Annotated in this window: 21 protein-coding genes; 8 read left to right on the top strand and 13 right to left on the bottom strand. The window is 62.2% G+C overall.

The window, feature by feature from the left end; all coding sequences use genetic code 11:
* Positions 1 to 19 precede the first annotated feature (19 nt).
* The 5 genes from ACOY6C_RS16085 to secB all read left to right on the top strand — a co-directional run bounded on the left by ACOY6C_RS16085 (position 20) and on the right by secB (position 5,452).
* Positions 20 to 1,342: a UDP-glucose dehydrogenase family protein gene (locus tag ACOY6C_RS16085; protein ID WP_420906537.1), complete on the top strand. Its 1,323-nt coding sequence runs from the start codon at positions 20 to 22 to the stop codon at positions 1,340 to 1,342.
* Positions 1,343 to 1,348: 6 nt separating this feature from the next.
* On the top strand, positions 1,349 to 2,743 hold the full coding sequence (locus ACOY6C_RS16080) for a phosphomannomutase/phosphoglucomutase (protein WP_420906536.1): 1,395 nt from the start codon (positions 1,349 to 1,351) through the stop codon (positions 2,741 to 2,743).
* Positions 2,744 to 2,887: 144 nt separating this feature from the next.
* Positions 2,888 to 3,814, top strand: coding sequence for a dihydroorotate dehydrogenase (locus ACOY6C_RS16075; RefSeq protein WP_420906535.1), 927 nt, complete (start codon positions 2,888 to 2,890; stop codon positions 3,812 to 3,814).
* Between the two features lie 138 nt (positions 3,815 to 3,952).
* Positions 3,953 to 4,888, top strand: coding sequence for a 4-hydroxy-3-methylbut-2-enyl diphosphate reductase (ispH, locus tag ACOY6C_RS16070; RefSeq protein ID WP_420906534.1), 936 nt, complete (start codon positions 3,953 to 3,955; stop codon positions 4,886 to 4,888).
* 102 nt (positions 4,889 to 4,990) lie between these two features.
* Positions 4,991 to 5,452, top strand: coding sequence for a protein-export chaperone SecB (gene secB, locus ACOY6C_RS16065; protein ID WP_420906533.1), 462 nt, complete (start codon positions 4,991 to 4,993; stop codon positions 5,450 to 5,452).
* Positions 5,453 to 5,528: 76 nt separating this feature from the next.
* Here the strand turns inward: secB and queF are convergent, their stop codons facing one another.
* Positions 5,529 to 5,882, bottom strand: coding sequence for a preQ(1) synthase (gene queF / locus ACOY6C_RS16060; RefSeq protein WP_420906532.1), 354 nt, complete (start codon positions 5,880 to 5,882; stop codon positions 5,529 to 5,531).
* A 208-nt stretch (positions 5,883 to 6,090) separates the two neighbouring features.
* On the opposite strand from queF, the gene ACOY6C_RS16055 reads away from it, so the two are divergent.
* The 3 genes from ACOY6C_RS16055 to mutS all read left to right on the top strand — a co-directional run bounded on the left by ACOY6C_RS16055 (position 6,091) and on the right by mutS (position 10,823).
* Entirely contained in the window at positions 6,091 to 7,386 is a 1,296-nt protein-coding gene (locus ACOY6C_RS16055; protein ID WP_420906531.1) for a PEGA domain-containing protein, read from the top strand.
* Between the two features lie 138 nt (positions 7,387 to 7,524).
* Entirely contained in the window at positions 7,525 to 8,175 is a 651-nt protein-coding gene (locus ACOY6C_RS16050) for a hypothetical protein (RefSeq protein ID WP_420906530.1), read from the top strand.
* Positions 8,172 to 10,823: a DNA mismatch repair protein MutS gene (mutS, locus tag ACOY6C_RS16045; protein ID WP_420906529.1), complete on the top strand. Its 2,652-nt coding sequence runs from the start codon at positions 8,172 to 8,174 to the stop codon at positions 10,821 to 10,823. Before ACOY6C_RS16050 ends, mutS begins: the two co-directional genes overlap by 4 nt.
* A gap of 263 nt (positions 10,824 to 11,086) precedes the next feature.
* Here the strand turns inward: mutS and ACOY6C_RS16040 are convergent, their stop codons facing one another.
* The 12 genes from ACOY6C_RS16040 to ACOY6C_RS15985 all read right to left on the bottom strand — a co-directional run bounded on the left by ACOY6C_RS16040 (position 11,087) and on the right by ACOY6C_RS15985 (position 22,810).
* On the bottom strand, positions 11,087 to 11,485 hold the full coding sequence (locus ACOY6C_RS16040; RefSeq protein ID WP_420906528.1) for a flagellar protein FlaG: 399 nt from the start codon (positions 11,483 to 11,485) through the stop codon (positions 11,087 to 11,089).
* A 15-nt stretch (positions 11,486 to 11,500) separates the two neighbouring features.
* On the bottom strand, positions 11,501 to 12,343 hold the full coding sequence (locus ACOY6C_RS16035; RefSeq protein ID WP_420906527.1) for a flagellin N-terminal helical domain-containing protein: 843 nt from the start codon (positions 12,341 to 12,343) through the stop codon (positions 11,501 to 11,503).
* A gap of 379 nt (positions 12,344 to 12,722) precedes the next feature.
* Positions 12,723 to 13,565 (bottom strand): flagellin N-terminal helical domain-containing protein, encoded by an 843-nt coding sequence (locus tag ACOY6C_RS16030; protein WP_420906525.1) that lies wholly within the window; start codon positions 13,563 to 13,565, stop codon positions 12,723 to 12,725.
* Between the two features lie 134 nt (positions 13,566 to 13,699).
* Entirely contained in the window at positions 13,700 to 14,545 is an 846-nt protein-coding gene (locus tag ACOY6C_RS16025; RefSeq protein ID WP_420906524.1) for a flagellin N-terminal helical domain-containing protein, read from the bottom strand.
* Positions 14,546 to 15,422: 877 nt separating this feature from the next.
* Entirely contained in the window at positions 15,423 to 16,265 is an 843-nt protein-coding gene (locus ACOY6C_RS16020) for a flagellin N-terminal helical domain-containing protein (protein ID WP_420906526.1), read from the bottom strand.
* A 404-nt stretch (positions 16,266 to 16,669) separates the two neighbouring features.
* Positions 16,670 to 17,512 carry a flagellin N-terminal helical domain-containing protein gene (locus ACOY6C_RS16015; protein WP_420906525.1) on the bottom strand — a complete coding sequence of 281 codons (843 nt, stop codon included), beginning with the start codon at positions 17,510 to 17,512 and terminating at the stop codon, positions 16,670 to 16,672.
* A gap of 134 nt (positions 17,513 to 17,646) precedes the next feature.
* Positions 17,647 to 18,492, bottom strand: coding sequence for a flagellin N-terminal helical domain-containing protein (locus ACOY6C_RS16010; RefSeq protein WP_420906524.1), 846 nt, complete (start codon positions 18,490 to 18,492; stop codon positions 17,647 to 17,649).
* A gap of 667 nt (positions 18,493 to 19,159) precedes the next feature.
* Positions 19,160 to 19,336 (bottom strand): thioredoxin domain-containing protein, encoded by a 177-nt coding sequence (locus ACOY6C_RS16005; RefSeq protein ID WP_420906523.1) that lies wholly within the window; start codon positions 19,334 to 19,336, stop codon positions 19,160 to 19,162.
* A gap of 167 nt (positions 19,337 to 19,503) precedes the next feature.
* Positions 19,504 to 20,346 (bottom strand): flagellin N-terminal helical domain-containing protein, encoded by an 843-nt coding sequence (locus ACOY6C_RS16000; protein ID WP_420906522.1) that lies wholly within the window; start codon positions 20,344 to 20,346, stop codon positions 19,504 to 19,506.
* Between the two features lie 165 nt (positions 20,347 to 20,511).
* Complete coding sequence (locus ACOY6C_RS15995; protein ID WP_420906521.1) at positions 20,512 to 21,354, bottom strand: flagellin N-terminal helical domain-containing protein; 843 nt, start codon at positions 21,352 to 21,354, stop codon at positions 20,512 to 20,514.
* Between the two features lie 115 nt (positions 21,355 to 21,469).
* Positions 21,470 to 21,958, bottom strand: coding sequence for a hypothetical protein (locus tag ACOY6C_RS15990; RefSeq protein ID WP_420906520.1), 489 nt, complete (start codon positions 21,956 to 21,958; stop codon positions 21,470 to 21,472).
* A 9-nt stretch (positions 21,959 to 21,967) separates the two neighbouring features.
* Complete coding sequence (locus ACOY6C_RS15985) at positions 21,968 to 22,810, bottom strand: flagellin N-terminal helical domain-containing protein (RefSeq protein ID WP_420906519.1); 843 nt, start codon at positions 22,808 to 22,810, stop codon at positions 21,968 to 21,970.
* Positions 22,811 to 23,497 lie beyond the last annotated feature (687 nt).

Below are 23,497 nucleotides of genomic sequence, written 5' to 3'. Positions count from 1 at the left end.
GCAAGGATCCTAAATCACCATGCGCATCACCATGATCGGCGCCGGATATGTGGGTTTGGTCTCCGGGGCCTGTTTTTCCGAATTCGGGGTACACGTCACCTGTGTCGATTCCGACGAAGGGAAGATCCAACGCCTGCGGGAAGGGACCATTCCGATCTTCGAACCCGGTCTCGACCGGCTGGTGCAACGCAACACCGTGGCAGGACGGTTGAGTTTCACCACCGACCTGGGCAAGGCGGTCGCGGAGAGCGAAGCGGTCTTCATCGCGGTGGGCACCCCGGAGCGGCGTGGCGACGGCGCGGCGGATCTTCAGTTCGTGTTCGCGGCGGCCAGGGAGATCGCCCGATACATCCAGGGGTTCACGGTGGTGGTGACCAAATCCACGGTGCCGGTGGGCACTGGCGCGCGCATCGCCGAGCTGATCCGTCAGGAGAACCCCGAGGCGGATTTCGCCATGGCCTCGAATCCGGAGTTTCTGCGCGAGGGGTCGGCCATCGAGGATTTCATGCGTCCGGACCGGGTGGTGATCGGTGTGGAGGACGAACGGGCGGTGGAGGTGCTCAAGAGTCTCTACCGTCCCTTGTACCTGATCGAAACGCCGATCCTGATCACCAACATCCCCACCGCCGAGTTGACCAAATACGCCTCGAACGCCTTTCTGGCCACCAAGATCATGTTCATCAACCAGATCGCCAACCTGTGCGAATCGGTGGGCGCGGATGTGCATCATGTGGCCAAGGGGATGGGTTTGGATCGCCGCATCGGCGGCAAGTTCCTGCATCCCGGACCAGGTTACGGCGGCTCCTGTTTTCCCAAGGACACCCAGGCCCTGGTGCGCACCGCCGCGGATCATCAGGAGCCGATGACCATCGTCGAGGCGGTGATCGAGGCCAACACCCAACAGAAGCATCGCATGGTGGACAAGGTGGTCAAGGCGGTGGACGGTGAGCTGGCCGGTCTGACCATCGGCGTGCTCGGTCTCACCTTCAAGCCCAACACCGACGACATGCGCGACTCCCCCTCGCGGGTGATCGTGCCGGAGCTGGCGCGACTGGGGGCGCAAATGGTCGCCTTTGATCCGGAGATCCGCGGCACCGCCGAGGAGAACTTCCCCGGTGGCAGGGTGCGTTTCGCGACCAGCGCCTACGCGGCCTGCCAGGGGGTGGATCTGGTGCTGATCCTGACCGAATGGAACCAGTTCCGCAACCTGGATCTCAACGCCATCCGCGCCGGGATGCGCGCCCGTCCGGACGGACGGTATCTGTTCTGTGATTTTCGCAACATCTACGATCCGTCCGCGATGCGTCGGGCGGGTTTCCATTACGTCTGCGTGGGACGCTAGGGCAACATGATCGTCGTCAATCCATTCATTTTTCGGGAGTATGACATTCGCGGCGTGATGGGCAAGGATCTGTCGCCCGAGCTGTTCCGCGATCTGGGTCGGACCTTTGCCGCGCATCTGCGCGCCGAGGGACGACAGGCCAATCTGACCGTCGCCGTGGGTCGGGACGGTCGAATCTCCTCGCCGGTTCTGGCCCAGGGGCTGATCGACGGGTTGGTGTTGGGCGGGATGCGGGTGATCGACGTGGGGCTGACCCCCACGCCGGGACTGTATTTCGCGGCGCACCATTTCAAGGCCGACGCCGGCATCATGATCACCGGCAGTCACAACCCGCCGGATCACAACGGCATCAAGATGATGCGCGCCGGACGTCCGGTCTACGGCGTGGAGATCCAGGCGCTCAAGCGTCGTCTGGAGGCGCGGGACTTTCCGGCCCTTCCCGGTGGTTCCTCCGAAAAGCAGGAGATCCTGGCCACCTATGTGGACCGGATCTGTCGGGATTTTCATCCCGGTCGCCCCTTGAAGGTGATCTTCGACTGTGGCAACGGCGCCACCGGCGTGGTGGCCGGCGAGATCCTGCGGCGTCTGCCGGGGATTCACGGCGAGGTGTTGTTCGCCGAGGTGGACGGCACCTTCCCGAACCACCATCCGGATCCGACCGAGCCGAAGAATCTGGAGATGATGGCCGCGCGCATGCGGGAGACCGGCGCGGAGCTGGGGATTGCCTTTGACGGCGACGGGGATCGCATTGGCGCCATGGATGCCCAGGGTCGTATTCTGTGGGGCGACATGTTGATGATTCTGTTTGCCAGGGACATTCTGGCCCGGGATCGGGGTGCGGCGGTGATTGGGGATGTGAAGTGTTCGCAGCGTCTGTTCGACGCCGTGGCCAAGGCGGGTGGCGAGCCGATCATGTGGAAGACCGGGCATTCGCTGATCAAGAGCAAGATGCGGGAGACGGGTGCGCCGTTGGCTGGCGAGATGAGCGGCCATCTCTTTTTCGCGGACCGTTATTATGGTTTTGACGACGCCTTGTATGCCGCGATGCGGTTGTTGGAGCTGGCGGTGGCGCGTGAGGGGTTGTTGTTGGAGGAGTTGAACGATCTGCCGGTCATGCATGCCTCGCCGGAGTTGCGCATTCCGTGTCCGGACGAGCAGAAGTTTGTGATCATGGAGCGTGTATTGACCCGTTTGCGGGATGCTGGCGCGGCCTTGTCGGACATGGATGGCGCGCGGGTGCGGGTGGCGGACGGATGGTGGTTGTTGCGGGTATCGAACACGCAACCGATTCTGGTGGCGCGTGCCGAGGCGACGAGTCAGGCGCGGCTGGAAGAAATTCTGGGAGATTTGGCGGTGTTGTTGAACAAGGAGGGGGTGGTGTTTCAGGTTGGGCACGGCTGAGGGTCGTGGGTCGGGGCGGAGCCCCGGAAAGGCCTGAAAACCGTTGCCGGGGAGCGGGGACGGGGAACCGAAGGTCCCCGGCTCCACCCCGCAACGTGATGCGATATCTCCTGTCCTGACCACGCCTTGCAACGAGGATCTTCCATGGAACCCACTCTCCAGGTCACCCTCGCCGGCATGACCCTCGCCAATCCGTTGCTGCTGCTCTCCGGCTGCGCCGGCTTCGGCGAAGAACTGACCCGCATCGACGGGTTCGACTTCACCTCGGTCGGCGCGATCTGCCTGAAAGGCACCACCCTGAACCCCAAGGAGGGCAACCCTCCCCCACGGGTGGCCGAAACCCCAGCCGGCATGCTCAACGCCATCGGCCTGCAAAACCCCGGCGCCCGCCACGTCGTGGATGCCATCCTGCCACGCATCCACAACCTCCCCACCCGCTTCATCGCCAACATCGCCGGCTCGACGGTGGAAGAGTACGCCGAAGTGGCCAGAATTTTCGACAACTCGCCCGTGGCCGCCATCGAAATCAACATCTCCTGCCCGAACGTCAAAGAGGGAGGCGTGGCCTTCGGCTCGGATGCAATCATGGCCGCACGGGTGGTCCAGGCCGTCCGCCAGGCGACCAGCAAACCGCTGATCACCAAACTCTCCCCCAACGTCACCGATATCCGCATCATCGCCCGCGCGGTGATCGACTCCGGCACCAACATGCTCTCGGCAGTCAACACCTACATGGGCATGGCCGTGGATTGGCACTCAGGCGAACCGATCCTCGGCAACGTGCAAGGGGGACTCTCCGGCCCGGCGATCAAACCGGCAGCCCTGCTGCAAGTGTGGCGGGTCCACGAAGTCGCGGCGCCGCACGCCATCCCGATCATCGGCCAGGGCGGGATCGCCTCGGCACGCGACGCGGTGGAGTTCATGCTGGTCGGCGCCTCGGCGGTCGGCGTGGGCACGGCCCTGTTCCACAAACCCCTGATCGCAGGCGAGATCATCGCGGGATTGAAGGATTACCTGGTCACCCGCGGACTCGACAACCCGTCCCGCCTGACCGGAAGGCTGAAAACATGAACGACGATCACGGGACAGAACCGCCGCCGCCCGAGCCTCGGAGGGTCGTCCAGGTGCCACGCACCCCGACTGCCCAACCCAATCCGCCACCCGTCAAAAGGTGATCCCCATGCCATCCACCGCTCGCGGATACCCCCCATGATCGTCCTGCTCGCCGAACCCCGCGGCTTCTGCGCCGGCGTGGAGAGGGCCATCGCCATCGTCGAGAAGGCGCTGGAGACCTTTTCGCCACCGATCTACGTACGCCACGAGATCGTCCATAACCGCTGGGTGGTGGAGTCCCTGCGGGCCAAGGGGGCGGTGTTCGTGCATGAACTCGACGAGATCCCGGATGGCGCGGTGGCGATCTTCTCCGCGCACGGGGTCTCCAAGGCGGTGGAGTCCGAGGGGAACCGTCGCCCGCTGCGCATCCTGGACGCCACCTGCCCCCTGGTCTCCAAGGTGCATCGCGAGGCGGAACGGCGCGACCACGAGGGACGACACGTCATCCTCATCGGTCACAAGGGCCATCCGGAGGTGGAAGGAACCCTGGGTCAAATCCCGGAGGGGCGGATGTCGGTGATCAGCCGCGTCGAGGAGATCGACGCCCTCCCCCTGGAACCGGCCACGCCCACGGCCTACGTCACCCAGACCACCCTGTCGATGGACGAAACCGCCGGGGTGATCGAAGCGCTCAAGAACCGCTTTCCGGACATTCTGGGACCAACCCGCGAAGATATCTGCTACGCCACCCAGAATCGTCAGAACGCGGTCAAATCCCTGGCCGAACGGTGCGACCTGATCCTGGTGCTGGGCGCGCCCAACAGCAGCAACTCCAACCGGCTGCGCGAGGTGGCGGAGCGGTGCGGCACGCGAGCGCATCTGATCGAATCGGTTCGGGACGTGCAAGAGGCGTGGCTGGAGGGGGTGGAACGGCTGGGGGTGACCGCCGGGGCCTCGGCCCCGGAGATTCTCATCGATGAACTGCTCGAACATTTGAAAGAACGCATCGACCGGGTGGAGACCCTGGCGGTCTCCCGCGAGCATCTCGCCTTTCCCCTGCCCAAGGAGCTTCAAGGTGCCGGGAACTCTTGACTTGCGATCATACGACGCTCATAAGTGGGGCCGGTTCTCAACCCAGTCGATCCCCAGACATCCCAAAGGATCCATCACCCCTAACGCAAGGCAGAAACATTCATGTCGGACGAATCCACCCAAACCCCGCCCGCCGGTCAACCGGTTTTTCGCGTCGAGAAGCTCTATCTGAAGGATCTCTCCTTCGAAAACCCCAACGCGCCGGAGAGCTTCCGCGACCCCGGCGAGCCGCGCACCGAGTACCAACTGGAGAGCAATGCCACCCAGAAGGGGCCGGAGCACTTCGAAGCGACCCTGCACATCACCGTCAAGGTGCTGGTGGGCGAGGTGACCCTGTTTCTGGTCGATGTCACCTATGCCGGTCTGTTCCTGATGCGCAACATCCCCCGTGAGCACATCGCTCCCATGCTGGGGATCGAGTGTCCCAACATCATCTTCCCGTTTGCGCGTCAGGTGGTGGCCAGCCTGGTGACCGAGGGAGGTTACACGCCGGTGGTGTTGGATCCGATCAACTTCATGGCGTTGTATCAGCAGCAGTTGCAGCAGCGCCAGCAGGAGGCGTGATCCGAACCCGCCCAGCCGTTTTTCAGGCACGAACGGGGAGCTGCGGCTCCCCGTTTTCTTGAACAACCCAAGGAGATCAGAACTGGAACGACCCCATGGACGCGCCGTGGTGGGCGGTGACCACGGTGGTGATGCCGCCGCGCACGTTGAAAGCGCCGGTGACGGTCATGGCGCGCGGAGCGACCGCAGCCACCAGATCATCCAGGATCCGATTGGTGACCGCTTCGTGGAAGGCTCCCTGATCCCGATAGCCCCACAGATAGATCTTCAAGGACTTCAACTCCACGCACAAAGCATCCGGGATGTAGGCGATGCGGATTTCGGCGAAATCCGGCTGACCGGTCTTGGGGCAGACGCAGGTGAACTCCGGACAGGTCATGTCGATCCGGTAGTCGCGTTGTGGGCAGGGATTGGGAAATGTATCGATCATTCTGGAAACCTTTTTTTCGACAATTGGCTCTGAATCTCCATGGAACCCATTCAAAATAGCCGATTATTGACACCCACGCCACGCCCCATGCGCGATTCTTTTTGAATTCATAAAAAATTTCCTGACATTTCATTGAAATCCCGTTATGTTAGACAGGATGGCACACCCTTGGCATGAGAGGTTCGATCAACAGGGGAAGGATCCAACCATGAACGCCATGATACGACGCATACTCACACTCTCTCTCGCGCGGTTATCGTTTGTGACCGGTTTGCGCGCGCGTCTGTTTTCGATGAGCGGCGGCGCGATGCTCGCCGCCATGACCCTGTGGCTGGCGGTCGCGACCCCTCCGATGGCGGCCCCCTCCTCCCCGTCCGACTCCCCCGTTGGCGCGGCCATGCCCATCGGCGCCGAAGCCGCCGTACCCATGGCGAATCTGCCCGCGCCTCCGTCTCCGGAAACCGAGGGCAACCCCTCCGAAACCCTGCTTCTGCGCATCGAAACCAAACCTCCCGGCGCCACCATCTTCCTCGACGGACAGAAACTTGGCACCACCCCGTTCACCGTGGGTCGCGTCAAGATCGGCATGCATGCCCTGCGCCTGGAAAAAGAGCATTTCAGCCCGGTCTCGTATGACCTGGAGCTTAACGAGGACACGGTGGTCGATCTGACCCTCGACAGCCTGCCCACGCCACCCCCACCTCCCACGGCTCTGCGCAAGGGCGCGGCGGCGGGCGAAAAAAGCGGCGTCACCGACGCGCAACCCGCCAGCAAGACACACGAACTGGTGGCCTCCCTGACCACCCACGTCACCTCGGACGTGGCGCCGTCGGAACGTCACGCCACGCCAACCCCGGCCAGGGATGCGGAATCAAGGGAGAGCCCCGTCAAGGAGCCCGAGTCCAAGTCAGTCGCCACCAGGGAGGCGAAATCCAGGGAGTCGGCAGTCAAGGAGGCGGATCCCAAGGAGCTGTCCGCCCTCGAGCGTCAGGCCAAGCGCGCCCAGTTGCAAAAACAGCGCGAGGAAAAAGAGTTGATGCGCGATGCCGAGGACCACTTCAAGGAGGATCGCCTGACCCGTCCCAAGGGGAGCAATGCCCTGGAGCTCTATCAAAAGCTCCTGCAATCCGAAACCCTGAACGCCGAGGCCGCCGCCCGGATCCGGCAGATCGTCGCCCGTCTTCTGGAGCTGGGGCGCGCGGATCTCGACGAATGGCGCCTGATCCAACCCAAGGAGGGCAACGCCCTGGGACGGTTCCGGGCGGTGCTGGAGATCGAGCCGGAGAATGCCGACGCCAAGGCGGGGCTGGAGGAGATCGTGGACCGGTTCCTGAGTCTGGCGAAACGTTTCGGCAACGATCCGGACAAGGCGCGGGAGTACATCCGTCAGGCCGAATCGATTCTGCCCGGTCGCCCGCACATCGCTGATGTGCGCGCCGCCCTGTTCCCCAAAGAAGCGGAGAAGGCCGACCCCCGCGACGCCTCCCGGACCGCCCGACCTTGAACGAACCGCCTTTTTGCGGGAGAGACTGGCAGTGCGGATCGGAAAGGATTAGATTATGGTCAACGGCGTGTCGCATTGTCCGCCGCGAACTTAAAGATTGATGGGTGGAGTTTCCTCTCCCCCACCCGTGGAACGACCATGCTGACGCTCCACGGCAACCCTGGTCAGGATGCCAACGTGAACCAACTGCGACTCCTGTTATTGACGGCCATGGCCGTTTTTCTCATCCTGGGACTGTTGAACCAGCGCGAGAGCGAGAATTTTACCTCGGACCTGCTCTTCACGCTGGCCTTCTTCGCCTACATCTGGCATGTGCTGCGCCGCAACCGTGGTGCCGCGCCACCAACGCAACCGCCGCCTGCCGATGCCCCCAGGGAACGAACCCCCGCGCCCCCGCCGGCAGCCTCGCCCGCACCACCAACCCAGGCCGCGCCGCCCAGACATCCCGCAACCCCGAAACCGCGTCCTCCGGCCAATCCGCAACCCGCGCCCGGAGCGCAACCCATGGCCGGTGAACCGGCCAAAACGCTCTTCTCCACCAAACCGGCCCGTCCGAATGGTCGCATCATCCTGCACAAACTCCCCTGGACGATCGTCGAACAGGGCAAACCGGTGGGGCAGTTCCGTCACGTCCCCATTCCGGCCTGGATCCGCACCCCGGACAACCGCTTTGCCGATTATGCCGGCATCGCCCTCACCCCGCCCCCCGAAGGGTGCGTCTGTCTGGAGATCCCCGACCAGGCCGAACTGATCCTGCCGCCCGGATTGATCTACGCCATCCGCACATGACCACCCCCCCGCACACGCCCGCGATGGCCCAATACTGGGCCATCAAGGCCGACTATCCGGATACCCTGCTCTTCTACCGGATGGGGGATTTTTACGAACTCTTCTACGACGACGCCAAAAAGGCCGCCCCCATCCTGGATGTGACGCTGACCCAGCGCGGGGTGTCGGCGGGAGAACCGATCCCCATGGCCGGCGTGCCGGCGCGGGCCGTGGACGACTACCTCAAAAAGGCGATCCTGGCCGGCTGCCGGGTGGCCATCTGCGAACAGATGGAACCCCCCGGCGCCAACAAGGGTCCGCTGCGGCGCGAAGTGGTGCGCGTGGTGACGCGCGGCACCCTCACCGAGGAGAATCTCCTCTCCCCGCGTCTGGACAATTTTCTGGTGGCCATCGCCCCAGCCGCGCCACGTCAAAAGGGCGGACCGGGCATCGCGGCCCTCGAACTCTCCACCGGTCAGTTCCAGGTGGGCGCGCCCGGCTCGTGGGATGCCGCGGCGGCGGCGCTCTCGGCCCTCGATCCGGCGGAGATCCTGCTGCCACGCGGCTGGGAGCCTCCCGAGGAGCTGAACCTGCCACCCGAACGGATCACCCGGCGCGCCGAATGGGAGTTCGAACCGTACCAGGCCGCCGATCTGCTGAAAGAACATTTCGGCACCCTCACCCTGGAAGGTTTCGGCATCGCCGACTCTCCGGTCTGCACCACGGCGGCGGGGGCGCTGATCCGCTACTGCCAGGAGACCCAGAAGGCCGCCCTGGCCCATGTCACCGGCCTGACCCGCACCCGCTCCGGGGAGCACATGATCCTGGACGACACCTGTCGCCGGAATCTCGAGATCATGGCCACCCTGCGCCACGGCGAGCGCCGCGGCAGTCTGATCGGCGCCCTCGACCAGACCGTGACCGCCATGGGGGGACGCCTGCTCGCCCAGTGGCTCAACCATCCGTTGCAGGATCCAACCCGCATCCGCGCCCGTCAGGCCGGGGTGACCTGGCTGATCGCCCGCGCCACCGCCCGCGAGGCGCTCCGCGATGAACTCAAGGGAATTTCCGATCTGGAGCGGCTGATCGGTCGGGTGGCCATGGGACGGGCATCCCCCCGCGATCTGGCGGCGTTGCGCGATTCGCTGGAACGCCTCCCCCGCTTGAGCGCCACCCTGCGCGATACCGCAGAGCCCCTTCCGCCCCGTCTGGCGGAGATCGCCCAGCGACTGGCCGGTCATGAGGCGCTCCTGAACCGCCTGACCACCACCTTAAGCGACGATCCGCCCCTGCGTCTCATCGATGGGGGGGTGATCCGCGCCGGGGTGCATGCCGAACTCGACGCCTGCCGCGCTTTGAGCGTGGATGCCAAGGGGGTGCTCGGGGAGATGGAACAGCGCGAGCGCGAACGGTTGGGCATCGGTTCGCTCAAGATCAAATACCATCAGAGTTTCGGCTACACCCTGGAAGTGCCGCGCACCCAGACCGCCAAAATCCCCTACGACTACCGCATCCAGCAGACCATGACCAACACGGTGCGTTACGTCACCCCGGAGTTGAAAGAGCTGGAGGAGCAGATCCTCAACGCCGAGGAGCGCGCCGTCTTTTTGGAGTCGGCGCTGTTCACCGAACTGCTGGGCTCGGTGGCTGCCGATACCCCGCACCTGCAACACACCGCCCAGGCCCTGGCCGCCCTCGACGTGCTGACCGCCTTCGCCGATCGGGCCGATCGCTTCGGCTACTGCTGTCCGGAGATCAACTCCGGCACCGGCATCCACATCCGTCGCGGTCGCCATCCGGTGATCGAGGGGCTGACCGGTCTGGACCGCTTCACCCCCAACGATACCGATCTGGAGGCCGAGGAGAACCGCCTCGCCCTGATCACCGGTCCCAACATGGGCGGCAAATCCACCTTCATGCGTCAGACCGCCCTGATCACCCTGTTGGCCCATGTCGGCGCGTTCGTGCCGGCGGACGAGGCGCGCATCGGTCTGACCGATCGCATCTTCACCCGGGTCGGCGCCGCCGACGATCTGGCCGCCGGACAATCCACCTTCATGGTGGAGATGACCGAAACCGCCTACATCCTCAACCACGCCACCGAACGGTCCCTGGTGATCCTGGACGAGATCGGACGGGGCACCTCGACCCGGGATGGTCTGGCGATCGCCCAGGCGGTGATCGAACGGCTGCACTCCGCCATCCGCTGTCGCGCCCTGTTCGCCACCCACTTCCATGAACTGACCGAGCTGGAACGGCCATTGACCGGACTGTTCAACCTGACCGTGACGGTCAAGGAGGAGAAGGGGGAGATCCTGTTTCTGCACGCCATCGCGCCGGGCGCGGCGGACCGCTCCTACGGCATCCACGTCGCCCAGCTGGCCGGTCTGCCCCGGTCGGTGACGCGACGCGCCACCGAGATCCTCACCCACCTCGAAGCCTCCCAGGAGGCTCCGGAAGGAGGAAACCCCGATGCGCGTGGCGCACCGGTCGCCAGCTCATCGACCCGCAAACGAACCCCGACCCGCACCCCCGAGCCGTCGCGTCAGTTGAGTCTGTTCGCCGAGACCGATCCGCCGGTCGTCGTCGAACTGCAAACCCTCGATGTCGATGCCCTGTCGCCGCGTCAGGCGCTGGAGATGTTGTACCGGTTGAAAAAGATGGTGTGATCCTGATAAGCCATACCATCTCCAGGGGATCCTGTTTTCATGGGATACCCAGAAAGAATTGAAAAATCAAAAAAATATCTTATCCCCTTCCGAAGGGCCTGCGAAACCTTTTTCGATCCGTTCCTGCACGCCGTAAAACCCTCACAAAAAAACACCGGCAACGCCAATTCCTTGGCCTTGCCGGTGCGTTCGGGCTCTTGCGGGGAACGCCCGACCGGCGTTCCCCGCACAAGGGGTGAGGAAGGCTCCCCCCGTCAGACGGATCAGACCGCGCCGCCGAAGAGCATCCCCTCCAGATCGCGCATCTGCTTGACCAGATCCACCATGCGGTCGCCCGGAATCTGCCGGACCACGTTGTCGGTGCCCTGATCGACCACCTTGACCACCACCTGCTTGAGATCCCGATCCATGCCGAATCTCAAGTTGTTGAATCCGGTCAAGGATTGGGTGATCTCCTCGGCAAGGCTCTTGAGAGAGACCTTGCGCGACTCTTCGGCACGCGGCTCGACTGCGGCGCGTGCCTGCTCCACCTCCTGGAGCGTTTTGTCGAACGACGCGCCGGACGCCCGGAAGCGACCGGGTGGCGCGGTGCCGGAACGCATTCCGCCCTCCACGCGCTCTCTTGACGTACCCACGTCAAGCAGGTTGACCACACTGTCCATGGCGCTCCCCCATCACTACTTGAGCAGTTGCAGGGCGATGGACGGCTGCTGATTGGCCTGGGCCAAAATCGCGGTGCCAGCCTGTTGCAGGATCGAGTTGCGGGTCAGGTTGGCCGATTCAGCCGCGATGTCCGCATCCATGATCCGCGAACGGGACGCCGAGGTGTTCTCGGAGACGTTCCCCAGGTTGGCGATCACCGCCTCGAAACGGTTCTGGAACGCACCCAGATTGGCACGGATGTCCGAAACCGAATCCAGGGCCCGGTCGATGCGCGCGATGGTGGCATTGGCGCTCGCCTGGGTGCTCACATTGATCGCGCCGGCGGCACCCACCGCGGTCATCGACAACAGCGAGGTCGTGGTGGTGCGATCCACGGTCATGCTGATCATCTGACCGGCTTCCGCGCCCACCTGAAACACCTTGGCCGTCTCCCAGCCACCGCTCAACAACACCTGATTGTTGAACTCGGTATGCACCGCGATGCGATCGATCTCATTCAGGAGCTGGTTGATCTCATCCTGAATCGCCAGACGATCCGCGCCCACCAGCGTGTCGTTGGCCGCCTGCACCGACAGTTCACGAATCCGTTGCAGGGCATTCGACGTCTCGTCCAGGGCTCCCTCGGCCACCTGCATCATCGAGATGCCATCGTTGGCGTTGCGCATCGCCTGGTTGATGCCGCGAATCTGCGCGGTCATGCGGGTGGCGATGGTCAAACCGGCGGCATCGTCCTTGGCGCTGTTGATCCGCAAACCGGAAGAAAGACGCTGGAACGTGGTGCTCAGAACGTTCGTGGTCCCGGTCAGCTTGCGTTGGGCGTTCAACGAGGCCAGATTGGTATTGATGCTCAAAGACATGGTTTCCTCCTTGGAAACGAAATCGCTTTCGTCCCCTTCCAAAAAAACATTCCACCATCCATGGCAAAACAGTGAGCCATTCGTTTAGGCGGATTGGCCCAATCCGCATGCCCGTTCATGGATCCATGCCCCTTTTGGGGAGGCACGCCCCTGCCATCGTCCGTGCGGACACGGGGTGGGAGTGGGAGCGCGACTGCCCGGCGGAGCGCGGAGCACGCTGAAAGGAGGTTATCCCGAGCGGATCTCGTGTGCCGCAGGGCGCACGGATCCGCAACCAGTTTTTTTCAACGGTTTGCCAGGCCGCATGGCCTTTCGCGCCGGGCCGGGGAGCCTCACCCTCGGGGCTCCCCGGCATGCGCCGGACCAGCGGCCACCGCGCCTACTTCAACAGTTGCAGCGCGATCGACGGCTGTTGGTTGGCCTGGGCCAGAATCGCCGTGCCAGCCTGTTGCAGGATCGAGTTGCGGGTCAGGTCCGCGCTCTCGGCGGCGATGTCGGCGTCCATGATCCGCGAACGGGCCGCCGAGGTGTTCTCCACCACGTTGGAGAGGTTCGCGATCACCATTTCAAACCGGTTCTGATAGGCGCCCAGGCTGGCGCGGATGTCCGACACCGAATCCAGGGCACGGTCCAGACGGGCCAGGGTGGCATTGGCGCTCGCCTGGGTGCTCACGTTGATGGCCCCGGCAGCCCCCACCGCGGTCATCGACAGCAACGAGGTGGTGGTGGTGCGATCCACATTCACCAGAATGGTCTGGTTCTGATCCGCGCCCACCTGGAACACCTTGTTGTTCTCCCAGCCGCCGCTCAACAACACCTGGTTGTTGAACTCGGTCTGGGTCGCGATCCGGTCGATCTCGGAGAGAAGTTGATTGATCTCTTTCTGCAACGCCGTCCGATCGGTCGCGGTCATCGTGTCGTTGGCCGCCTCGACCGACAGTTCACGGATCCGCTGCAACGCATTGGTGGTCTCGTCCAGCGCACCCTCGGCCACCTGCATCATCGAAATGCCATCGTTGGCATTGCGGATCGCCTGGTTCAAACCACGAATCTGCGCGGTCATCCGGGTCGAAATCGACATACCGGCGGCATCATCCTTGGCGCTGTTGATGCGCAACCCAGAGGAGAGACGCTGATAGGTGGTGCCCAGGGCGCTCGTGGACTTCATCAGGTTGCGTTGGGCGTTGATGGCGAAAAGATTGGTGGCGATCGAAAAGCTCATGGTCGTTCTCCTGTCCTTGGCGGGGGCCTTGCCGGCCCCCATTGATCTGAAATGGCCATCCCTGGCGAGACTTGGGTCACTCTTGCTTTCCGGGGCCGACCCGACCCCCATCCCTTGTCAAGAAGGGGGTGTCATCATTTGCCCAGCAGTTGCAGCGCGATCTGCGGTTGCTGATTGGCCTGCGCCAGCACTGCGGTACCGGCCTGCTGGAGAATCGCGTTGCGGGTCAGGTCCGCGCTCTCGGCGGCGATGTCCGCATCCACGATCCGCGAACGGGCCGCCGAGGTGTTCTCCACCACGTTGGAGAGGTTCGCGATCACCATTTCAAACCGGTTCTGATAGGCGCCCAGACTGGCGCGGATGTCCGACACCGAATCCAGGGCACGGTCCAGACGGGCCAGGGTGGCATTGGCGCTCGCCTGGGTGCTCACGTTGATGGCCCCGGCAGCCCCCACCGCGGTCATCGACAGCAACGAGGTGGTGGTGGTGCGATCCACATTCACCAGAATGGTCTGGTTCTGATCCGCGCCCACCTGGAACACCTTGTTGGTCTCCCAGCCGCCGCTCAACAACACCTGGTTGTTGAATTCGGTCTGGGTCGCGATCCGGTCGATCTCGGAGAGCAGTTGATCGATCTCTTTCTGCAACGCCAACCGGTCGGTCGGGTTCATCGTATCGTTGGCCGCCTCGACCGACAGTTCACGAATCCGCTGCAACGCATTGGTGGTCTCGTCCAGCGCACCCTCGGCCACCTGCATCATCGAAATGCCATCGTTGGCATTGCGGACCGCCTGGTTCAAACCACGAATCTGCGCGGTCATCCGGGTCGAAATCGACATACCGGCGGCATCATCCTTGGCGCTGTTGATGCGCAATCCCGAGGAGAGGCGCTTGTAGGTGGTTCCCAGGGCATTCGTCGAACGCATCAGGTTGCGTTGGGCGTTGATGGCGAAAAGATTGGTTGAGATAGAAAGAGACATGTTATAATCCTCCGTGAACGAATCTCATAGGTGAGATCCATAAAAATCATCCATCCCTGGTCACGACTGAACCGTTCGTTGGCAAGGCGGGTTGGTCCGAACCCGCCGGACGGGGCGTTCCATGAAGAAAATCCTTCCGGAACACCAAGGACCGTCCTTATGTAAAAATCACGCAATCAATGAGTTGGCTTTAAAGCAGGTATGTCGCGGCCTCCACGAGACCATCACGATCCCTGGGCGCAAGCATGGAATGAGTCGTTCCCGACCCGGTGAAACGAGGATTTGCAACGCGGTCGTACATGGTGAAGTAGCCTCCCGAATCCGTGGAGCCAACCGGCCCGACGTTTCGTGATCATCCTTGACTGGAGGTGGGTTGCTCGTTTTGAAGGGTCAACCCTACCCTTTCGAGGGTTCCGGACCATCGTGGCCTGGAACCGATCTCTTGAAGCCGACCACTCCGGGTGGGCTTGTTTATCTTATCGTCAGGATCGCGGAGAGAGTTGAGCACTTTTTTTCGGGTCACTCTCTTTTTTTCGAAAGGGGCACTCCCTGCCTCTCCCGTAACCGCATTTCACCGTGCGATGAGAAACTTATCGGCGCATCGTCGCTGGACTTGAAGAAAAAATCGCAGCAAAAACGGTAACCATCCAGAACCCCCAAGTTGGCGGGGTCCAAAGGCAAACTGGACCTCCCTTCGGGAGTTCCACGGTAAAGTCAAAAGCAAAGGCAAGGGCAAAGTTCCGGAGGCTCTGCCTCCAGATCTCCGCCGGGGACCTTCGGTCCCCCGTCCCTGCGACAGCGGAGGTCCTGAATGGGTACCATGGAACTCCCGAAGGAGCTCCATGGTACGGGGGTTAAGGGGGTTCTCCCTCCATCACTACTTGAGCAGTTGCAGGGCGATGGACGGCTGCTGATTGGCCTGGGCCAGAATCGCGGTGCCGGCCTGTTGCAGGATCGAGTTGCGGGTCAGGTTGGCCGATTCAGCCGCGATGTCCGCATCCATGATCCGCGAACGGGACGCCGAGGTGTTCTCGGAGACGCTCCCCAGGTTGGCGATCACCGCCTCGAAACGGTTCTGGAATGCACCCAGATTGGCACGGATGTCCGAAACCGAATCCAGGGCCCGGTCGATGCGCGCGATGGTGGCATTGGCGCTCGCCTGGGTGCTCACGTTGATCGCGCCGGCGGCACCCACCGCGGTCATCGACAACAGCGAGGTGGTGGTGGTGCGATCCACGGTCATGGTGATCATCTGACCGGCTTCCGCGCCCACCTGAAACACCTTGGCCGTCTCCCAGCCACCGCTCAACAACACCTGATTGTTGAACTCGGTATGCACCGAAATGCGATCGATCTCATTCAGGAGCTGGTTGATCTCCTTCTGGATCGCCGTGCGGTCCGCCGCCACCAGCGTGTCGTTGGCCGCCTGCACCGACAGTTCACGAATCCGTTGCAGGGCATTCGACGTCTCGTCCAGGGCGCCCTCGGCCACCTGCATCATCGAGATGCCGTCGTTGGCGTTGCGCATCGCCTGGTTGATGCCGCGAATCTGCGCGGTCATGCGGGTGGCGATGGTCAAACCGGCGGCATCGTCCTTGGCGCTGTTGATCCGCAAACCGGAAGAAAGACGCTGGAACGTGGTGCTCAGAGCGTTCGTGGTCCCGGTCAGCTTGCGTTGGGCGTTCAACGAGGCCAGATTGGTATTGATGCTCAAAGACATGGTTTCCTCCTTGGAAACGAAATCGCTTTCGTCCCCTTCCAAAAAAACATTCCACCATCCATGGCAAAACAGTGAGCCATTCGTTTAATCGGACCGGCCCAGTCCGCTTACCCGTGCGTCGTGATCCCCGCTCCATGGCGGAGATCTCGGCTCGGACGGGTGGTTCATCCGGAGCGATGTCTTTTCTCCCCGATCCGGAGAGACGTCCATCGACAGACCCGGTATGGTTGCTGCGCGGGCCATTGCCAACGCGCATCAAGGCACGATGTTCATCCCAGGCGGATCCGCCTTCTGTTCCTGTCACCCCGGTCGGGCGTGACCGGGATGGGATGGAAAAGCTCCCCCCATCCCGCTGCTTGGTCAGGCACATCGATCCGCAACCTGAATCCCCGGCTCGATCAGGCCTACTTCAACAGTTGCAGCGCGATCGACGGCTGTTGGTTGGCCTGGGCCAGGATCGCCGTGCCGGCCTGTTGCAGGATCGAGTTGCGGGTCAGGTCCGCGCTCTCGGCGGCGATGTCGGCATCCATGATCCGCGAACGGGCCGCCGAGGTGTTCTCCACCACGTTGGAGAGGTTCGCGATCACCATTTCGAACCGGTTCTGATAGGCGCCCAGGCTGGCGCGGATGTCCGACACCGAATCCAGGGCACGGTCCAGACGGGCCAGGGTGGCATTGGCGCTCGCCTGGGTGCTCACGTTGATGGCCCCGGCAGCCCCCACCGCGGTCATCGACAGCAACGAGGTGGTGGTGGTGCGATCCACATTCACCAGAATGGTCTGGTTCTGATCCGCGCCCACCTGGAACACCTTGTTGTTCTCCCAGCCGCCGCTCAACAACACCTGGTTGTTGAACTCGGTCTGGGTCGCGATCCGGTCGATCTCGGAGAGAAGTTGATTGATCTCTTTCTGCAACGCCGTCCGATCGGTCGCGGTCATCGTGTCGTTGGCCGCCTCGACCGACAGTTCACGGATCCGCTGCAACGCATTGGTGGTCTCGTCCAGCGCACCCTCGGCCACCTGCATCATCGAAATGCCATCGTTGGCATTGCGGATCGCCTGGTTCAAACCACGAATCTGCGCGGTCATCCGGGTCGAAATCGACATACCGGCGGCATCATCCTTGGCGCTGTTGATGCGCAACCCAGAGGAGAGACGCTGATAGGTGGTGCCCAGGGCGCTCGTGGACTTCATCAGGTTGCGTTGGGCGTTGATGGCGAAAAGATTGGTGGCGATCGAAAAGCTCATGGTCGTTCTCCTGTCCTTGGCGGGGGCCTTGCCGGCCCCCATTGATCTGAAATGGCCATCCCTGGCGAGACTTGGGTCACTCTTGCTTTCCGGGGCCGACCCGACCCCCATCCCTTGTCAAGAAGGGGGTGTCATCATTTGCCCAGCAGTTGCAGCGCGATCTGCGGTTGCTGATTGGCCTGCGCCAGCACTGCGGTACCGGCCTGCTGGAGAATCGCGTTGCGGGTCAGGTCCGCGCTCTCGGCGGCGATGTCCGCATCCACGATCCGCGAACGGGCCGCCGAGGTGTTCTCCACCACGTTGGAGAGGTTCGCGATCACCATTTCAAACCGGTTCTGATAGGCGCCCAGACTGGCGCGGATGTCCGACACCGAATCCAGGGCACGGTCCAGACGGGCCAGGGTGGCATTGGCGCTCGCCTGGGTGCTCACGTTGATGGCCCCGGCAGCCCCCACCGCGGTCATCGACAGCAACGAGGTGGTGGTGGTGCGATCCACATTCACCAGAATGGTCTGGTTCTGATCCGCGCCCACCTGGAACACCTTGTTGGTCTCCCAGCCGCCGCTCAACAACACCTGGTTGTTGAATTCGGTCTGGGTCGCGATCCGGTCGATCTCGGAGAGCAGTTGATCGATCTCTTTCTGCAACGCCAACCGGTCGGTCGGGTTCATCGTATCGTTGGCCGCCTCGACCGACAGTTCACGAATCCGCTGCAACGCATTGGTGGTCTCGTCCAGCGCACCCTCGGCCACCTGCATCATCGAAATGCCATCGTTGGCATTGCGGACCGCCTGGTTCAAACCACGAATCTGCGCGGTCATCCGGGTCGAAATCGACATACCGGCGGCATCATCCTTGGCGCTGTTGATGCGCAATCCCGAGGAGAGGCGCTTGTAGGTGGTTCCCAGGGCATTCGTCGAACGCATCAGGTTGCGTTGGGCGTTGATGGCGAAAAGATTGGTGGAGATAGAAAGAGACATGTTATAATCCTCCGTGAACGAATCTCATAGGTGAGATCCATAAAAATCATCCATCCCTGGTCACGACTGAACCGTTCGTTGGCAAGGCGGGTTGGTCCGAACCCGCCGGACGGCGCGTTCCATGAAGAAAATCCTTCCGGAACACCAAGGACCGTCCTTATGTAAAAATCACATAATCTATGATTCCAAGCTCAAGGCCTGGCGATGAGGCGTCCTCCGCGCCGGATGCGAATCCTGCGGGTACGCACTGGGGTCGAGTCGTTGCCGACCCGGTGAGATGAGGGGGTTTGACGCAGCTTGAACATGGTGAAGTAGCCTCCCGAATCCGTGGAGCCAACCGGCCCGACGTTTCGTGATCATCCTTGACTGGAGGTGGGTTGCTCGTTTTAAGGGTCGAACCCGAACCCTGATCCATCGCTTGTTGCCGATCCATCCATGATCAGCCAGTATGTGAATCTTATCGGTGCGGAGCTTGTGAATCTTGAGAACTTTTTCTTGGGGGAACGTGCGTTTGACCCGTATCACCCCTGCCCTGCACCTTCTCTCGAAGTTAAAAGAGGTATCGGGTCGAATGGGGTGCGGGTTGAGTGGTTTTTCATGCCGGGGAGACGGATTCCGCACTGGAATCCGCCCCCCCCGGACGCGATGAAACTTCCTTGCCGTGGTATCAACTCTTGTGGTTGTAGATCAAATTCTCAAGATCGTACATTTCTCCCATAAGATCAAACATATAATCCTTTGAAACCAGGCGGACGACCGTTTGGTTGTTGTTATCCAAACCTCCCATCGCGATCATCCTGCCCATGCGGTCGATCCCGAAACGCAGGCCGTTGAAGTCGGTCAAGGAGTGGATGGCATCCTCGGCTAGGGTCGTGAGTTTTGACTTGCGCGTATTCCTCCGCCTGAAACCCTTGTTCTTTGCCGCTTTATCCTTGACCGTACTCTCATCCCGCCTGTCGGTCGTGTCTGCCGCCGGGCGACTCTCCAGAGCATCACGTCCGTCCGACAGGCTTACTTCAAAAGCTGTAACGCGATCGACGGCTGCTGGTTGGCCTGGGCGAGTACTGCAGTCCCAGCCTGTTGCAGAATCGAATTGCGCGTCAGATCCGCCGATTCGGAGGCGATGTCGGCATCCACGATGCGCGAACGGGCCGCCGCCGTGTTCTCGGCGATGTTGCTCAGATTGGCGATCACCGCCTCGAACCGGTTCTGGAACGCGCCCAGATTGGCGCGGATGTCCGAAACCGACTCCAGGGCCCGGTCGAGACGCGCGATGGTGGCATTGGCGCTCGCCTGGGTGCTCACATTGATCGCGCCAGCCGCACCCACTGCGGTCATCGACAACAGCGAGGTGGTGGTGGTGCGATTCACGGTCATGCTGATCATCTGACCGGCTTCCGCGCCCACCTGAAACACTTTGGCCGTCTCCCAGCCACCGCTCAACAACACCTGATTGTTGAACTCGGTATGCACCGCGATGCGATCGATTTCATTCAGGAGTTGATCGATCTCCTTCTGAAGCGACAAGCGATCCGCGGCCACCAGCGTGTCGTTGGCCGCCTGCACCGACAATTCACGAATCCGTTGCAGGGCATTGGTGGTCTCGTCCAACGCCCCCTCGGCCACCTGCGCCATGGAGATGGCGTCGTTGGCATTGCGGGCCGCCTGGTTGAGGCCGCGAATCTGCGCGGTCATGCGGGTGGCGATGGCCAGGCCGGCAGCGTCATCCTTGGCGCTGTTGATCCGCAAACCTGAAGAGAGGCGTTGGAACGTCACGCTCAGGTCATTGGTGGTGCCGGCCAGCTTGCGCTGGGCATTCAAGGATGCAAGGTTGGTACTGATGCTTAAAGCCATGTTCAACTCTCCCTCGATGAAACGAAACGTTCGTTTCTCTCGACAGCATATCCATCCCTGGCGAAAACATGAGCCGATCCATTAGCCGGGCCGGCCCGGCCCGTGCGCTCGGGCGAGCCATGTGGCGGGGCTCTCCTGGGCCGCCGCCACATGGGGGACCTGGCGTTAACGCAACAGTTGCAGGGCAATCTGCGGCTGCTGATTGGCCTGGGCCAAAATCGCGGTGCCAGCCTGTTGCAGGATCGAGTTGCGGGTCAGGTTGGCCGATTCAGCCGCGATGTCCGCATCCATGATCCGCGAACGGGACGCCGAGGTGTTCTCGGAGACGTTCCCCAGGTTGGCGATCACCGCCTCGAAACGGTTCTGGAACGCACCCAGATTGGCACGGATGTCCGAAACCGAATCCAGGGCCCGGTCGATGCGCGCGATGGTGGCATTGGCGCTCGCCTGGGTGCTCACATTGATCGCGCCGGCGGCACCCACCGCGGTCATCGACAACAGCGAGGTCGTGGTGGTGCGATCCACGGTCATGCTGATCATCTGACCGGCTTCCGCGCCCACCTGAAACACCTTGGCCGTCTCCCAGCCACCGCTCAACAACACCTGATTGTTGAACTCGGTATGCACCGCGATGCGATCGATCTCATTCAGGAGCTGGTTGATCTCATCCTGAATCGCCAGACGATCCGCGCCCACCAGCGTGTCGTTGGCCGCCTGCACCGACAATTCACGAATCCGTTGCAGGGCATTCGACGTCTCGTCCAGGGCTCCCTCGGCCACCTGCATCATCGAGATGCCATCGTTGGCGTTGCGCATCGCCTGGTTGATGCCGCGAATCTGCGCGGTCATGCGGGTGGCGATGGTCAAACCGGCGGCATCGTCCTTGGCGCTGTTGATCCGCAAACCGGAAGAGAGACGCTGGAACGTGGTGCTCAGAACGTTCGTGGTCCCGGTCAGCTTGCGTTGGGCGTTCAACGAGGCCAGATTGGTATTGATGCTCAAAGACATGGTTTCCTCCTTGGAAACGAAATCGCTTTCGTCCCCTTCCAAAAAAACATTCCACCATCCATGGCAAAACAGTGAGCCATTCGTTTAGGCGGATTGGCCCAATCCGCATGCCCGTTCATGGATCCATGCCCCTTTTGGGGAGGCACGCCCCTGCCATCGTCCGTGCGGACACGGGGTGGGAGTGGGAGCGCGACTGCCCGGCGGAGCGCGGAGCACGCTGAAAGGAGGTTATCCCGAGCGGATCTCGTGTGCCGCAGGGCGCACGGATCCGCAACCAGTTTTTTTCAACGGTTTGCCAGGCCGCATGGCCTTTCGCGCCGGGCCGGGGAGCCTCACCCTCGGGGCTCCCCGGCATGCGCCGGACCAGCGGCCACCGCGCCTGCTTCAACAGTTGCAGCGCGATCGGCAATCCCCGCGCCTGCTTCAACAGTTGCAGCGCGATCGGCAATCCCCGCGCCTGCTTCAACAGTTGCAGCGCGATCGGCAATCCCCGCGCCTGCTTCAACAGTTGCAGCGCGATCGGCAATCCCCGCGCCTGCTTCAACAGTTGCAGCGCGATCGGCAATCCCCGCGCCTGCTTCAACAGTTGCAGCGCGATCGGCAATCCCCGCGCCTACTTCAACAGTTGCAGCGCGATCGACGGCTGTTGGTTGGCCTGGGCCAGGATCGCCGTGCCGGCCTGTTGCAGGATCGAATTGCGGGTCAGGTCCGCGCTCTCGGCGGCGATGTCCGCATCCACGATCCGCGAACGGGCCGCCGAGGTGTTCTCCACCACGTTGGAGAGGTTCGCGATCACCATCTCGAACCGGTTCTGATAGGCGCCCAGGCTGGCGCGGATGTCCGACACCGAATCCAGGGCACGGTCCAGACGGGCCAGGGTGGCATTGGCGCTCGCCTGGGTGCTCACGTTGATGGCCCCGGCAGCCCCCACCGCGGTCATCGACAGCAACGAGGTGGTGGTGGTGCGATCCACATTCACCAGAATGGTCTGGTTCTGATCCGCGCCCACCTGGAACACCTTGTTGTTCTCCCAGCCGCCGCTCAACAACACCTGGTTGTTGAACTCGGTCTGGGTCGCGATCCGGTCGATCTCGGAGAGAAGTTGATCGATCTCTTTCTGCAACGCCAACCGGTCGGTCGGGTTCATCGTGTCGTTGGCCGCCTCGACCGACAGTTCACGGATCCGCTGCAACGCATTGGTGGTCTCGTCCAGCGCACCCTCGGCCACCTGCATCATCGAAATGCCATCGTTGGCATTGCGGACCGCCTGGTTCAAACCACGAATCTGCGCGGTCATCCGGGTCGAAATCGACATACCGGCGGCATCATCCTTGGCGCTGTTGATGCGCAATCCCGAGGAGAGGCGCTTGTAGGTGGTTCCCAGGGCATTCGTCGAACGCATCAGGTTGCGTTGGGCGTTGATGGCGAAAAGATTGGTGGAGATAGAAAGAGACATGTTATAATCCTCCCTGAACCGATCCCAACAAGGGATCGCCTGATATCGTCACCCATCCCTGGTGTATTGTTGAACCGTTCATTCGCGAGCAGGCCGGTCCGAGCCTGACATTTCAATCCACCGCGACGGCTTCACCCACGAAGCGCCAACGGAGCAAGAAGCACGTTCTCTCCCCATCGCACCCTTCCGGTCGCAACCGAATGGGGGCAAGATTTCTCCACACCGCATCTCTCCGGTCCAGCCGGTGGCAGGATCATCCCGTATCACGCAAAGCGCGGCGGACGGATCCGGAGATCAGGATGGGTTGTCAGTCAGAACACGAGGTCTGGATGTATGATCCGGCCAGATGGCGGCCCAGGGAATGCGTGATGCAAGGCAGATGTGAGACATGATGCGTGGCCTCCTGACTCGGTACCATTCCTGGTTGCCGTATCGTGATCGTCCCTGACTGGAGATGGGTTGTTCATTTCAAGGGCCAACCCCGCCCTCTTGGCGACCTTAGTTTCCGAGTCGCCGACCGGTTCATCCTGAACCAGTTGCTTTACTGCATTGATCGGTTGTTCGCCTTGGGGAGTTTAATCTTTTTGCTTGATTTTTCTCTCCCCCGCCGTTCCATCGGCCCGGCGCGTCACCGCTTGAAGAGATGTATCGGCGGCCCGCGTGGAAGGGTTTAGTCCCTTTTTCGCG

It is taken from the genome of Candidatus Magnetaquiglobus chichijimensis (genome assembly GCF_045865675.1).
Classification (GTDB): Bacteria; Pseudomonadota; Magnetococcia; order Magnetococcales; family Magnetaquicoccaceae; genus Magnetaquiglobus; species Magnetaquiglobus chichijimensis.
This window is presented reverse-complemented; position numbering and strand designations above follow the sequence as displayed.

Excerpts from the sequence above, each read along its gene's own strand:
- ACOY6C_RS16085 (WP_420906537.1), top strand. The coding sequence starts at position 20 with ATGCGCATCACCATGATCGGCGCCGGATATGTGGGTTTGGTCTCCGGG.
- ACOY6C_RS16080 (WP_420906536.1), top strand. The coding sequence starts at position 1,349 with ATGATCGTCGTCAATCCATTCATTTTTCGGGAGTATGACATTCGCGGC.
- ACOY6C_RS16075 (WP_420906535.1), top strand. The coding sequence starts at position 2,888 with ATGGAACCCACTCTCCAGGTCACCCTCGCCGGCATGACCCTCGCCAAT.
- ispH (WP_420906534.1), top strand. The coding sequence starts at position 3,953 with ATGATCGTCCTGCTCGCCGAACCCCGCGGCTTCTGCGCCGGCGTGGAG.
- secB (WP_420906533.1), top strand. The coding sequence starts at position 4,991 with ATGTCGGACGAATCCACCCAAACCCCGCCCGCCGGTCAACCGGTTTTT.
- queF (WP_420906532.1), bottom strand. The coding sequence starts at position 5,882 with ATGATCGATACATTTCCCAATCCCTGCCCACAACGCGACTACCGGATC.
- ACOY6C_RS16055 (WP_420906531.1), top strand. The coding sequence starts at position 6,091 with ATGAACGCCATGATACGACGCATACTCACACTCTCTCTCGCGCGGTTA.
- ACOY6C_RS16050 (WP_420906530.1), top strand. The coding sequence starts at position 7,525 with ATGCTGACGCTCCACGGCAACCCTGGTCAGGATGCCAACGTGAACCAA.
- mutS (WP_420906529.1), top strand. The coding sequence starts at position 8,172 with ATGACCACCCCCCCGCACACGCCCGCGATGGCCCAATACTGGGCCATC.
- ACOY6C_RS16040 (WP_420906528.1), bottom strand. The coding sequence starts at position 11,485 with ATGGACAGTGTGGTCAACCTGCTTGACGTGGGTACGTCAAGAGAGCGC.
- ACOY6C_RS16035 (WP_420906527.1), bottom strand. The coding sequence starts at position 12,343 with ATGTCTTTGAGCATCAATACCAATCTGGCCTCGTTGAACGCCCAACGC.
- ACOY6C_RS16030 (WP_420906525.1), bottom strand. The coding sequence starts at position 13,565 with ATGAGCTTTTCGATCGCCACCAATCTTTTCGCCATCAACGCCCAACGC.
- ACOY6C_RS16025 (WP_420906524.1), bottom strand. The coding sequence starts at position 14,545 with ATGTCTCTTTCTATCTCAACCAATCTTTTCGCCATCAACGCCCAACGC.
- ACOY6C_RS16020 (WP_420906526.1), bottom strand. The coding sequence starts at position 16,265 with ATGTCTTTGAGCATCAATACCAATCTGGCCTCGTTGAACGCCCAACGC.
- ACOY6C_RS16015 (WP_420906525.1), bottom strand. The coding sequence starts at position 17,512 with ATGAGCTTTTCGATCGCCACCAATCTTTTCGCCATCAACGCCCAACGC.
- ACOY6C_RS16010 (WP_420906524.1), bottom strand. The coding sequence starts at position 18,492 with ATGTCTCTTTCTATCTCCACCAATCTTTTCGCCATCAACGCCCAACGC.
- ACOY6C_RS16000 (WP_420906522.1), bottom strand. The coding sequence starts at position 20,346 with ATGGCTTTAAGCATCAGTACCAACCTTGCATCCTTGAATGCCCAGCGC.
- ACOY6C_RS15995 (WP_420906521.1), bottom strand. The coding sequence starts at position 21,354 with ATGTCTTTGAGCATCAATACCAATCTGGCCTCGTTGAACGCCCAACGC.
- ACOY6C_RS15985 (WP_420906519.1), bottom strand. The coding sequence starts at position 22,810 with ATGTCTCTTTCTATCTCCACCAATCTTTTCGCCATCAACGCCCAACGC.